The 12,501-nt window shown below is 74.4% G+C and carries 9 protein-coding genes; 4 read left to right on the top strand and 5 right to left on the bottom strand.

The window, feature by feature from the left end:
- Positions 1 to 1,814 (top strand): transglutaminaseTgpA domain-containing protein (locus V6U81_RS28065; RefSeq protein ID WP_334493947.1); only part of this gene is annotated, 1,814 nt, incomplete at its 5' end.
- 138 nt (positions 1,815 to 1,952) lie between these two features.
- On the opposite strand, the gene V6U81_RS28060 is transcribed toward V6U81_RS28065, so the two are convergent.
- Positions 1,953 to 2,744, bottom strand: coding sequence for an SDR family oxidoreductase (locus V6U81_RS28060; RefSeq protein WP_334493945.1), 792 nt, complete (start codon positions 2,742 to 2,744; stop codon positions 1,953 to 1,955).
- A 1-nt stretch (position 2,745) separates the two neighbouring features.
- On the bottom strand, positions 2,746 to 3,720 hold the full coding sequence (locus tag V6U81_RS28055) for an LLM class F420-dependent oxidoreductase (protein WP_334493949.1): 975 nt from the start codon (positions 3,718 to 3,720) through the stop codon (positions 2,746 to 2,748).
- 154 nt (positions 3,721 to 3,874) lie between these two features.
- Here V6U81_RS28055 and V6U81_RS28050 point away from each other — a divergent pair, with 154 nt between their 5' ends.
- Positions 3,875 to 5,089 (top strand): low temperature requirement protein A, encoded by a 1,215-nt coding sequence (locus V6U81_RS28050; RefSeq protein ID WP_334493943.1) that lies wholly within the window; start codon positions 3,875 to 3,877, stop codon positions 5,087 to 5,089.
- Between the two features lie 43 nt (positions 5,090 to 5,132).
- Positions 5,133 to 5,996 carry a DUF1028 domain-containing protein gene (locus V6U81_RS28045; protein WP_334493941.1) on the top strand — a complete coding sequence of 288 codons (864 nt, stop codon included), beginning with the start codon at positions 5,133 to 5,135 and terminating at the stop codon, positions 5,994 to 5,996.
- Positions 5,997 to 6,029: 33 nt separating this feature from the next.
- On the opposite strand, the gene V6U81_RS28040 is transcribed toward V6U81_RS28045, so the two are convergent.
- The gene (locus V6U81_RS28040) at positions 6,030 to 6,809 is read right to left on the bottom strand and encodes a maleylpyruvate isomerase N-terminal domain-containing protein (RefSeq protein WP_334493939.1); all 780 of its coding nucleotides are present in this window, start codon (positions 6,807 to 6,809) and stop codon (positions 6,030 to 6,032) included.
- A gap of 76 nt (positions 6,810 to 6,885) precedes the next feature.
- On the opposite strand from V6U81_RS28040, the gene V6U81_RS28035 reads away from it, so the two are divergent.
- Positions 6,886 to 7,338 (top strand): YbhB/YbcL family Raf kinase inhibitor-like protein, encoded by a 453-nt coding sequence (locus V6U81_RS28035; protein ID WP_334493938.1) that lies wholly within the window; start codon positions 6,886 to 6,888, stop codon positions 7,336 to 7,338.
- Here V6U81_RS28035 and V6U81_RS28030 read toward each other — a convergent pair.
- The gene (locus tag V6U81_RS28030; RefSeq protein ID WP_334493936.1) at positions 7,335 to 8,222 is read right to left on the bottom strand and encodes a phosphatase PAP2 family protein; all 888 of its coding nucleotides are present in this window, start codon (positions 8,220 to 8,222) and stop codon (positions 7,335 to 7,337) included. The two genes, V6U81_RS28035 and V6U81_RS28030, sit on opposite strands and share 4 nt — an antisense overlap.
- Before the next feature lie 369 nt (positions 8,223 to 8,591).
- The gene (locus tag V6U81_RS28025; RefSeq protein ID WP_334493934.1) at positions 8,592 to 11,498 is read right to left on the bottom strand and encodes a glycoside hydrolase family 48 protein; all 2,907 of its coding nucleotides are present in this window, start codon (positions 11,496 to 11,498) and stop codon (positions 8,592 to 8,594) included.
- Between the last annotated feature and the right edge of the window lie 1,003 nt (positions 11,499 to 12,501).

Genomic DNA, 12,501 nt, shown 5'->3' with positions numbered 1-12,501 from the left:
GTCGGGTCGCCGCCGGCGCCGCCGACCCGGCGGCCGGGCTCGCCCCGGCGGTCCGGGCGGCCGTCCGGGCCCGGCTGGTGGTGACCTCGGCGCTGGGCGTGGCGGTGGTGGTGGGGCTGGCCGCGCTGCTCGGCCCGGCACTGGCCGGCCTGGTGGACGAGCGGCCGGTCGACCCGCGCCGCTACGTGGAGCCGCCCCGGGTGGAGTCGCTCGACGAGAACCCGCTGATCCGCATCTCCGGCTGGGCGCTGAACCCGGACCAGAAGCTGCTCGACGTCTCGACGGCGGCCGCCGGCGGCCCGGCCGGGCGGGAGACCCGGATCCGGCTGGCCGTGCTCAGCGACTACGACGGGGTGACCTGGCGGGTCGGGGCGACCTACCGCAACGCCGGGCGGATCCTGCCGGCGGCGGCACCCGGCGGCGGCGCGGTGGACACCGTCCGGCAGGAGATCACCGTGGCCGACCTGACCGGGCGGCTGCTCCCGGCGGTGGCCACCCCCCGCGAGGTCAGCGGCGCCCGGGTGGCGTACGACCCGGCGACCGGAACGCTGATCCGACCCGAGGGGCTGACCCCGGGGCTGCGGTACACGGTCACCTCGCTGCGGGAACGCCCCGACACGAACCTCATCGCCACCGCCGACGTACCGGCCGGAGACGAGGTGGCCCGGGTGCTGCAAGTCGCCGACGGGGCACCGGAGCAACTGCGCCGGCTCGCCACCCAGCTGGCCGAGGAGAACGGCGCGCCGTACTCCCGGGCGGCGGCGATCGAGCAGTTCCTCGCCGAGCACTACCGGGTGGTGGCGGACGCGCCGAGCGGACACGCGTACCCGAACCTGAGCTTCTTCCTCTTCGGCCCACGCGGCGGTGGCGGTCAGCGCGGCACCTCGGAGCAGTTCGCCGCGGCGTTCGCAGTGCTGGGCCGGCTGACCGGGCTACCCACCCGGGTAGTGGTGGGCTTCGAGTCACGGGGCGACGGGCCGGTCCTGGCCGCCGACGCGTACGCCTGGCCGGAGGTGCTCTTCTCCGGCGTCGGCTGGGTGCCGTTCGACCCGCTGCCCCGACCTGACCAGGATCCCCGGCCGGTGGAGGAGGACTTCCGGCCGGCGCCGGAGGACCCGCCGCCGTCGGAGGTGCCGGAGCCGACCCTCGCGCCGACCGCCACCCCGCCGGCTGCGGCGGCGCCCCGCTCGGCCAGCGGGGACCGCGGCGTGCCGACGGCGGTGCTGCTCGGCGGCGGGACCGGCGGTCTACTGCTGCTGGTCGGGGCGACGCTGGCGGCGCTGGCCGGGCTGCGCAGGGCGCAGACCCGGGACCGCCTGGAGCGGGGCGATCCCGCCGCGCGGGTCGCCGGCGCCTGGCGGCACGTCACCGACGCGCTACGGCTGGCCGGCCGTCCGGTTGGCCGGGACCTGTCCGCCACCGAGGTCGCCGCCCGAGCCCGCCACGCGCTCGCCGAGGCCCGCACCGCCACCGACGCGAGCGCGGCCGAAAGCAGCGCAGCCGACAGCGGCCCGCCCCGCAGCGACACAGCCGCAAGCCGCGCGCCCAGGAGCGGCACGACCGGAAGCGGCGCGACCGGAAGCGGCGCGACCGGAAGCGGCACAGCCGGGAGCGGTGCGGCGGGCGGAGCCCTCAACGAGCTGGCGGGGCTGCTCAACCAGGCAGCCTTCGCTCCCGCCACAGTGGACGCCGGCCAGGCCGATCACGCGACGGCGATCGCCCGCGACTACGCCGCGGAGCTGCGTGCCAGCCGCCCCGCCTGGCGCCGCCTCCTCTGGTCGGTCCACCCCGCCCCCCTCCGCTGGCGCCCCTGACCACCGCCCCCACTCCCCCGCACCGTTCCAGGAGTTGACCAAGGAGTTTGCGCACGGAACAGGGCCGTCGGTGTGCACAAACCTCTTGATCAACGGGGCGGGGGCGGGGGGCGCGGGCGGGGCCGGGGTGGGGTGGGGTTAGGGGCGGAGGCGGCGGACCAGTTTGCGGAGGCCGGCCTGCCAGCCGTCCGGGTCTTCGGCGCGGCGGATGGCGTACCCGGCGACCTCGGGGTGCGGCAGGATCAGGAAGCGCTCCTCGGCGAGCCCGGCGATCACCGCGTCGGCGACCTGGTCGGTGCTGAGCACCGCGCCGGAGGCCGCGATGACCCGCGCGCCCAGATGCCCGCTGGCGAGCCCGTCGGCGAGCATCGGGGTGTCCACCCCCTGCGGGCAGAGCGCGCTGACCCGGATGCCCTGGTCCCGGTAGGTGACGGCCAGCCACTCGGCGAGCCCGACCGCCGCGTGCTTGGTGGCCGTGTACGGGGCGTCTCCCACCGCAGTCAGCACCCCCGCCGCGGAGCAGGTGTTGAGCAGGTAGCCGTCGCCGCGGGCCAGCATCGCCGGCAGTACGGCGCGGGCGGCGTACACGTGGGCCAGCACGTTGACCCGCCAGGCCCGGTCCCACTCCAGGTCGTCGGCCTCGACGCCGCCGCCGGTGGCCACCCCCGCGTTGGCGCAGAACAGGTCGATCCGGCCGTACCGTCGCTCGGTGTCGGCGACCAGTTCGCGGACCTGTTCCTCGTCGGTGACGTCGACGGCCACGCCCCGGGCGACCGGGCCGATCCCCTCGGCCACCGCGGCGACGGCGTCGGCGTCCCGGTCGGCCAGCACCACGGCGGCGGCGCCCTCGGCGACGAAGCGCCGGGCCAGCGCGGAGCCGATGCCGCCCGCTGCGCCGGTGATCACGGCGATCCGGTCGGTCAGGTTCATCTCAGCTCCCCTGGCCGGGGCCGAGCCGGCCGATCAGCGCGCCGAGCGCGGCGGCGCCGCCGGTGGTGAGTTCCGGGGTGGGCAGCAGCGCGATCACCGGCACGTCCACCCCGGCCTCGGCGTAGCGGAGCACCTCGGCGCGGCAGTGCTCGGGCGAGCCGTGCAGCACCAGCGCGTCGACCACCTCGTCGGGCACGGCGGCGCCGGCTCCCCGCCGGTCCCCGGCCGCCCAGGCCGCCCACATCGGGCCGAGCGTGCTCTCCCGGCCCAGCCAGCGGTGGAACTCGGCGTACGCGGGGACGGTGAGGTAGCTGGTGATCAGCCGGCGGCCGAGGGTGCGGGCGTAGCCGACGTCCTCGGTCGGGCAGACGAAGATCCGGGCGACCACCTCGAAGTCGCGGCCGCGGCCGCCCAGCTCGGCGACGGCCTTCGGCACGTCGTCGGCGGCGAGCCAGTTGAGGATCACCCCGTCGGCCTCGGCCGCGGCGAGCCGGAGCATCCCCGGGCGCAGGGCGGCCAGCAGCACCGCCGGGGGTACGGCCGGCGGTCGTTCTAGGGTGAACCGGCGTACGGCGAAGGTGTCGAACGCGCCGTCGACGGTCTGTCCGCCCAGCGCGGCCTTGAGGAAGCGCAGCACGTCCCGGGTACGCCGGAACGGCTCGGTGAACGGCACCGCGTTCCAGTCCCCCACCACCACGGGCGAGGAGGCGCCGATGCCGAGGCGGAACCGCCCCGGCGCGGCCTCGGCGAGCGCGGCGGCGCTCATCGCCAGCAGCCCGGGGCCCCGGGTGAAGACCGGGGTGATCGCGGTGCCCAGCCGCAGTCGCGGCTGCCAGGCGGCGGCCAGCGCGAGCGGCGTGAACGCGTCGGTGCCGTTGACCTCGGACGACCAGACGTCGGTGAAGCCGGCCCGGTCGAGGGCCGCGTAGACCGCGGCGTGGTCGGCGAGCGGGACGCCGCCCAGCGGCACGGTCATGCCCCATCGGTTCGTCATCCGGTCGATCGTGCCCGCTGCGGCGGTCCCCGACAAGACGTGGCGCGCGCCGCGGATCGCCCGTTCCGGGCCGCGGCGGGGGCCCGGGGTGCTACGACTGCCAGGTGGGCTGGGCCGAAGGCGGGGCGGGGCGACCATGACGAGCGGCGGGCGCAGGGGCCTCCTGCCGGCGGGCGGTGACCCCTCGCGGGCGACGTTCCTCGAGCTCTTCTTCGACCTGGTCTACGTCTTCGTGCTCACCCGGGTCGGCGCCCGCGCGTTCGAGGACCTGGCGGTGGAGCCGGGGGGCAGTGAGGGCTGGGCGCCGGTGACCGGAGGCGGCAAGACGCTGCTGCTGCTCCTGGCGCTCTGGGCGGTGTGGCAGGGCACCGCCTGGACCACCAGCCGGTACGACCCGTACCACCTGGGGTTGCAGCTCATCGTGATCACCGCGCTGGTCGGGAGCCTGGTGATGGGGGTGACGGTCACCCGTGCCTTCAGCGCCACCGGGTTGGCGTTCGCGGTGGCGTACGTGGTGGCGCAGGTGACCCGCCCGCTGTTGCTGCTGGTGTTCCTCGCCCCACAGGAGTACCGCCGGCTCAAGCTGCGGATGCTGATCGTGTTCAGCTTCAGCGGACTGTTCTGGCTGGCCGGTGCGGCGCTGCCGACCAATCCGCGGGTGGTGCTCTGGAGTCTGGCCCTGCTGATCGAGTACCTGGCGGCCCGGCTCGGCTGGCCGGTGCCCGGGCTGGGCCGGTCGACGGTGAGCAAGTGGCAGGTCGCCGGGGAGCACCTGGCCGAGCGGTACCAGCAGTTCTTCCTCATCGCGCTCGGCGAGACCATCCTGGTCGCCGGGCTCACCCTCAACGGCGGCCCGTACGGCGCGGCCCGCACCGCCGCATTCGCTGCCGCGATCGCGACGTCGGTGCTGCTGTGGCGGATCTACGTGCAGCGGGCCGGGCAGATCCTCGGCGAGGCGGTGATGAAGGCGGCCCACCCGGCGAACATCGGCCGGTCCGCCGCGGACACCCATCTGGTGATGGTGCTCGGCCTGGTCGCCACCGCGATCGGGTACGAGCTGGCGATCGAGCATCCGTTGGGCCACAACGAGTGGCCGTGGCTGGCGATGACCGTCGGTGGCCCGGCGCTCTACCTGGCCGGTCGGGCCCGCTTCGAGTACGAGGTGTTCGCCCGGGTGTCGCCGTCGCGCTGGATCGCCATCCTGGTGCTGCTGGCCCTGACGCCGGTGCTGGTGCACCACGCGCCGCTGATCGCCGGGGCGGTGGTGGTGGTCGTGCTGGCGGCGGTGGCGGTGGCCGACGCCCGCCGGGCCCGGGGCGCGCCGCCCGAGCCGGCCGCGCCGCCCTTCTGACCGCGGGGCGTCCGCTTCCGGTGCACGGCGTTAACCTCCACGGGTGACCTTCTCCATCGTCGCCCGTTCCGCCGACGGCCTGCTGCACGGCGTCGCGGTCGCCAGCAAGTTCCTCGCCGCCGGTGCGCTGGTACCGGCCGCCGAGGCCGAGGTCGGCGCGATCGCCACCCAGGCCCACGTCAACCTCGCCTACGGCCCGCAGGGGCTGGCCCTGCTGCGCAGCGGCGTGGCCGCCGCGGACGTGGTGGCCGGCCTCGTCGCCGCCGATCCGGGCCGCGACGACCGCCAGCTCGGCGTCGTCGGGGTCACCGGGGTCGGCGCCACCTGGACCGGCCCGCGCTGCCACGACTGGGCGGGCGGCCAGGCCGGCGACGGCTGGGCGGTGCAGGGCAACATCCTCGCCGGCCCGCACGTCGTCGACGCCGTCCGCGACGCCTGGCTGGGCGGGGAGGCGCTGGCCTTCCCGCAGCGGCTGCTCGCCGCGCTGCACGCCGGCGACCGGGCCGGGGGCGACCGACGTGGTCGGCAGAGCGCCGGCATCCTGGTGGTCCAGCGCCGCGGCGGGTACGCGGGCACCGGCGACAACCTGGTGGACCTGCGGGTGGACGACCATCCGGACCCGGTCACCGAGCTGGGCCGGCTGCTCGACATGCACACGCTGCTGTTCGGCAAGCCGGATCCGGAGACGCTGCTGGACCTGGCCGGGCCGCTCGCCGACGAGGTGGCCGGGCTGCTGGCCGCCGTCGGGCACCCGGTCGGCGGGGCCGGTCTGGACGACGCGCTGGCGTCCTGGGCCGGCGTGGAGAACCTGGAGGAGCGGCTGGTCCCGGGGCGGATCGACCCGATCGTCCTGGCCCACCTGCGCGGGAGCGTCCCGCACGTCCCCGCGCCCCGCCCGGCCCCCTGACCCACTGCAAGGCGGGAGCGGACGGGCGGCGGGTCAGCCGCCGAAGGCGAGCCAGCGGAAGCCGGCCGCCTCGGCCCGGGCCCGCTCGGAGGTGGTCAGCGGCGTCCGGCCGGTGGCCTTGCGGACCAGGGTGAGCGGGTCCGCGCCGAGTCCGGCGGGGACCGGCCGCCCGCCCGCGAGCAGCTCGACGATCACCTCCGCCGCCGTCCGGGTGAGCCAGGGTTCCCGGTCGAGGGCCACCGCCAGATCGAGGCCGTGCACGCCCACCTCCACCACACGGGTGACCAGGAAGTCGGCCAGCGTCATCGCGTCGCCGTGCCGGGTACGCACCACCCGGTCGGCCGGCTGCCCGCCGACCGCCGCGTAAGTGGCCCGCCAGGCGGCGGCGAAGGCGGCGGCCACCTCCCCGGGCTCCCGGGCCGCCGTGTCGCGGGAGCCCCGAGCGGTGCCCGCGACCCGAGCCTCCCGGCGGCCGGCCTCGACGCGGCCGGCCTCGATGCGGGCGGCCTCGACGCGGCCGGCCTCGATGCGGGCGGCCTCGATGCGGGCGGCGTCGATGCGGGCGGCGTCGACCTCGGGGGTGAACTTCGCCGCGCCGAAGTAGTCGGCCGCGTCGACCTCGGCGCGGGGTGGGGCGGGTGCGGCGATCATGTCGACCAGGCGTCCGGCGCCGGTGCGGACGTGCGCGACGAGGTCGCGTACCGCCCAGGGCGGGCAGGGGGTCCGGCGGTCCAGGTCCCCCACGGTCAGGGTGCGCAGCACACCGTCCAGCTGGGCGCACTCGTCCCGGAACGCCGTCCGTACCCGTTCCACGGCTCGTACCCTCTCACGCGGTTTCAGGGTCCCGCACCCGGGTACGCGCCGGGCCGACGAGAGGGGCGGGCGAGAGATGGCCGGAATCATGCTGCGCAGCACCGCGTTCAACGACCACGACCTGCTGCCGGGGCGCTTCTCCCGGGACGGCGGGAACGCCTCACCGCCGCTGGAGTGGTCGGACGTGCCGGAGTCGGCCACCGAGCTGCTCCTGCTGGTGGAGGACCCGGACGCCGGGCGGAGTCCGTTCCTGCACTGGCTGGTCACCGGGATCTCCCCGTCGTCCCAGGGGGTGGCCGAGGGCGCGGTCCCGGACGGCGGGCGGGAGTGGCCCAACGCCTTCGGCACCACCGGCTGGAGTGGCCCGCACCCGCCGCAGGGCGAGGAGGCGCACCGGTACTTCTTCCGGCTCTACGCCCTGGAACGGCCGCTGGATCTGGCCGACGCGCCGCAGGCCGCCGACGTGCACGCCGCGCTGGCCGGCCGGGAACTGGCCAGCGGCACCATGGTGGGCACCTACCGTCGCTAGCCCTTGACCCTGGGCACCAGGCGGTGCACCGAGAGCAGCAACAGCGCCGCCACCACGCCCATCGTGCCGGCGATGCCGGCGGCGCTGCCCGCGTACCCGACGAGGAGGGAGCGGCGGCCCAGTTCGTCCACCGGCACCTGCTGCTGGTCGAGCAGCCAGGACAGGGCCAGTGCGCAGCCGAGGACCGCGAGCAGCCCGCCGCCGCCGAGCACGGCCGCGGCGACCCGGTGCGCGTCGGCGGAGGAGACCAGCGCCTGTTGATGCTGCAGGAGCAGGAGCAGGAAGCCGGCCAGCGCCGCCCACACGCCGACGATCAGGAAGGCGGCGACCGCGTCGCTGGGCCGGTGCCAACCGGCGGAGAGGGTGGCCACCCCGGCGGCGGCGGCGTACGCGACGCCCAGGAACGCGCCGAGCGGGCGGACCTTGGCGGGGAGCACCAGGATCAGCGCGAGCGCCACCGAGGCGGCGATGGTGGCGTGGCCGCTGGGCAGGCTGTTGCCGACCGCGTCGCGTTCCGGGTCGATGCCGAGCGCGGGCCGGTCGATCAGGTGCTTGAGCACCTGGGTGGTGACGTTGGCGCCGGCGATCAGCAGGGTCGCCGCGAGGGCCAGCGCCTTGCGGCCCCGGATCAGCGCGATGAAGCCGATCACCACGGTGGTGGCCACCAGCGACACGATCGACATCGCGTTGAGTATCCGGTTCACCGGCCCGTCGATCCGGTCCTGGCCGATCCGGTTTCCCGTCAGGGCGACGGTGTCCAGCCACTGGCCCGTGCCGCTGTGCACCGCGAACCGCCACAGCACGACGAGCGCGGCCGCCTGGGTCAGAGCCAGAACGACCAACCAGACCGCGGTCCAACCTCTTGCCGTCGCGCGCACCCGCACACCGTAGCGGTCGGGGCGGCACGTCGCTCACTGGGCCGTACCCGTGTTCCGGCCCGCGGCGGGCCCGGGATTCGCCGGGAACGTAAAGGGAGAGGCCGCCACGGGGGGAGCGGCCTCTCCGAGAAATACGGTACTCCGTCGCGCGACGTCGTGTGATCCCACGAGGCCCTCTTTTTTCGCGGCTTTTCCGCGTCGGCGCGGGCGCGGGCGGCGGGGTGGGCCGGTCGGTCCGCTGCGTCGGCCGGACGACCGACCCACCCCCGACCTGACCGTGGGTGTCAGGTCGCCCGCCGACCGGGCGGCCCGCTCCCCCGGGCCCGGTCGGCCTCCGGGTGGGTGACGTAGCGCCACCCACCCGGAAGGGTCAGTTCAGCCGTTCGGGAAGAGGTTGCCGTAGTCGGCGTACGCCATGGCCACGTCCGCCTGCGCCCAGAACCGGTGGTAGTTGAACGCCGGCTCCGCGCCGCCGTTCAGGTAGGCCTGCACCTTCGGCCAGTCGGGGTCGTTCTTGTAGAACGACCGGATGTCGAGGAAGCTCTTGCCGGCGGCGATGGCGTCGCCGTTGGGCATCTTCCCGGTCCAGCCGGCCGGGACGTAGAGGCCCTGGCCGTCGGCGGCGGTGTAGACGTCGTCGAAGCGCTTGTAGTCGCCGCGCTTCTCGGTGGTCGACACGCCCTTGGTGTCGCTGGCCGCGTAGAGCGCGTCGAGCAGGCCCTTGGCGGTGTCCTTGGACGCCACGTTCCCGGACTTCGCCGCGTACGCGGTCAGGGTCCGGGCGTAGGCGGCGGCGACGCCGACGTCCTGGCTCTTCACCGTCACCGTGACGTGCAGGTCGGTGTTGGCCTGCGGGTTGGCCGGGTCCCAGTTGTTGGGCTGGCCCGTCCACTTCATGTCCGACGGGATGGACCAGTTGGCGCCGACCGTGGTGTTGGCGATGGCCCACGGCACCCACTTGTCGAGCAGCGCCTTGGCCTTGGCGTTGCCGGTCTGCAGGTACAGCTCGGCGATCCGCTGCATCGACCAGGCCTGCATGCCGAACCACTGGTTGGACGGCGGGTCGTTGTAGACCGGGTCGACGTCGTAGAACATGCCGTAGAAGGTGGCGGTGCCGGCCGGCGGCTGGGCGTAGCTGCCGTCCCAGCTGTTGGTGGCGCCGCCGGCGATGCCGCCCTCGGCGGACTGGAGCCAGGTGTAGAACTCCAGCTGCCGGTCGAAGCTCTTCTGCCAGTCGGCGACCGCGGTCGGCGACTTCGGCTTGAGCTCCGGCACGTTGGTCAGCGCCCAGGCCGCCAGCGGGTTCTGGTAGCCGAAGTGGTTGTGGCTGGAGCCGATCCGCCAGGACCAGTTCTGCTGCGGGTCGTACGCGCCGCCCCAGGCGTAGTACCAGGACATCAGGTAGTGCGCCGAGTCCTTGCCGCTGCCGGCCGGGCAGGTGCTCGCGCCGACGCAGTTGCCGATCTTCTTGAAGTACTTGTCGAACATCGCGTAGCGCAGGTAGTCACCCATCTTGGCGGCCTTGGCCACGGTGGCCGCCACGTCGGCCTCCTTGCCCTGGGCCTTGGCCCAGGTCAGCGCCCAGTAGGCGGCCTGCACGGCGCGGGCGTCGGCGTCGGGGGCGTTGGTGTACTTCCACTGCTTGGCCGGCGCGCTGCCCTCCTTGACGAACAGGTCCAGGTAGCCGTACTGGCCGCCGTGGGCGAAGGTGTCGCAGGACGGCTGCGGCACGGTCTCCCACACCGACTCCTGGGTGCCCCGCTGGAAGGTGTTGATGTACGCGGGCCGGGTGGTGCCGTCACCGCAGTGGCCGAAGCCGTAGGTGTTGTCGACGTCCATCAGCCAGTGCATGCCGTAGATGTCGCCGGTGCCGTAGGTGCTCTGCAGTTCGGAGCGGAGCGGGTCCTGGCCGACCGGCACCGACGGCTGGAGCTGCGACGGGTACTGGCTGGGCAGGTTGTACTCGGCGGCGTACCGGGCCGTACCCGGAGCCCCAGCAGTCGGCTGGTCGGCGTGCGACGGAATTATGTATTTCTCCATCACCGTCCAGGCGTTGTTGAACGGGGCCCAGTTCTGGGTGACCCGGCCGTACTGGGCCTCCAGCCAGAGCCAGAAGCTGAACGCCTCCGAGGTGGTCTCGTGGCCGTGGTCGGGCGCCTCGACGATCAGCGTCTCGACCGAGTGGTACGGCACGCCCTCCGGGCTGAAGTACCCGGAGTTCTTGATCTTGCCGTACTGGTCGAGGAACCGCTTGATGTACGCGTTGTCCCCACCCGGCACATCGTTGTCGACCTCGGTGGCGGTGATCACCAGCGGGGCGAGGCCGGTCGCCGAGGCGGTGACGGTGGCGGTGCCGCCGAGGGTGTCCGCGTCCTCGGCCGCGGCGACCGTGACGCTCACCCCGGTGTTCCAGTTCGTCGGGGTCAGCGTCACCGAGGTCGGCGAGACGGTGAGGTCGGTGTCCCCGGTGCGGGTCAGGGTGACCGGCACGTTCGCGGCGGGGGCGGCGCTGAGCTTCAGGTTGACCGAGGCGGTGCCGCCCTCGCTGACGCTCACCGCGGAGGGGGTGGCTACCAGCACCGGGCCGGAGGCCGGGCTGACGGTGAAGGACTTCTCCGCCACCGCGATGCCGTTGGCGTTGTCGTACGCCTTGGCCTGCACGGTGTAGCTGCCGGCGGGCAGGTCCTCCAGGGTGTAGCCGTACGGCGCGCCGGTGTCGGTGTTGACCAGCAGCCCGTTGCGGTAGAACTCGACCTTCGCGATCGTTCCGTCCGGGTCGCTGGCGGTCGCGGTCAGCGGCACGTCGGCGGGCGCCTCGAAGGGGCCGGCCGGCAGGCCGAGGGAGACCGTCGGCGGCTGGTTGGCGGGGGTGCCGTTGCAGGCGATCCCGTTGAGGGTGAAGGCGGTGGGCTTCGGGTTGCTGCCGGAGTAGGCGCCGTTGAAGCCGATCGTGGTGGAGGCGCCGGCGCCGAGGCTGCCGTTCCACGACTCGTTGGTCGCGGTGACCTCGCTGCCGGTCTGGCTCCACCTCGCCGACCAGCCCTGGGTGACCCGCTGGGAGCTGTTCGGAAAGGCGAACTTCAGGGTCCAGGCGTTGACCGCGTCGCCCAGGTTCTTGATGGTGACGTTGGCGGTGAATCCGGTGTTCCAGTCATTGGTCGCGTAGACCACGTCGCAGGCGGGGGCGGCCTGTGCGGCGCCGGCCGGCAGGGCCACTCCACCGACGGCGAGGGTGGCGGCGGCGAGCATCGCCGTGCGGCGACGTCTTGCCCAGAGTCTCATGTGCGCGGTGTCTCCTCGGACCGGGCCGGGGCCGTACAGGCCCCGGCGGAGCACCTCCACGCGGAATGCAGGGGTACGCGGGGGGACGGAGGCGCTCGGGAAGGTGGTCGGTCGGGGACGGCCGGTGTGCTGCGGGGCAACACGGATGCCGTCTCCCCGGGGTGCCGTCCGGGAGACCCGGATGCCCTCGGCGACCCACGCTCGCGCCAGCTGGCTCCGCTGCGTCGAATCGACAGTGTGCCATGGAAGCGCTCCCACGACAAGCGTCCCAGGTCGACGCAGGGCCATGTTTCGATCTCGTTTAGGGGCTTTCACAAAGGCGTGACGGGCGTTACAGTCGCAGCATCGCCGATGGGAGCGCTTCCATCGACGGAGATGCACCGAAGAGATCGACCGTGGTCACCCGATCACGGACACCAGCCATGGGGCTGACGACGGGCCAGCCCGGACGCCGTCGCCAGCCGACACCCACCAGCACGGAGGGAGGTGGAACCAGAGCCACTCGCGTGGCCCGGCTCCCGCGCGACACGCACGGCCGAACGCCAATTCCACACGTGCGTGTGTGCACTGAAGGTGGGGACGGGGGTTGCCCTCCCCCGTCCCCACACTAAACCCCCGTACTCGACGGAGAAAGAGGCCGACGGGACAGGCGCGACGCGCCGCCCGGCCGGCCTCGCGCGCTATCCGCGTCCCGAACGGCCGGCCCGCCCGGCCCGGCGGCGCCCGCCCCACTTCTTCCCCCATCCCGGCCGCCCCCGCGCGGCCCTCTAGGCTGACGGTCCACCCCTTCGGCGGTCCGGCCCGTCGCACGCCTGCGCTGGGAGCGCTCCCGGCCGTCGGGGTGGCCGCACCCTGAGGAGAACTTCCATGTCGATCCTGACCCGACGGCGTCTACTGCGCCGCGCCGCGCTCTCCGCCACCGCCACCGCCGGCGCCGGGCTCTCCGCCGCCGGCCGCGGAGCCGCCGTGGCCACGGCCGGCAGCCTGGCCGCCGGCTGCGACG

Origin of the sequence: Micromonospora lacuserhaii (assembly GCF_036902735.1) — a bacterium.
Classification (GTDB): domain Bacteria; phylum Actinomycetota; class Actinomycetes; order Mycobacteriales; family Micromonosporaceae; genus Micromonospora.
Note: the sequence above shows the minus strand (reverse complement) of the source record. Positions and strands in the feature narration are given on the sequence as shown.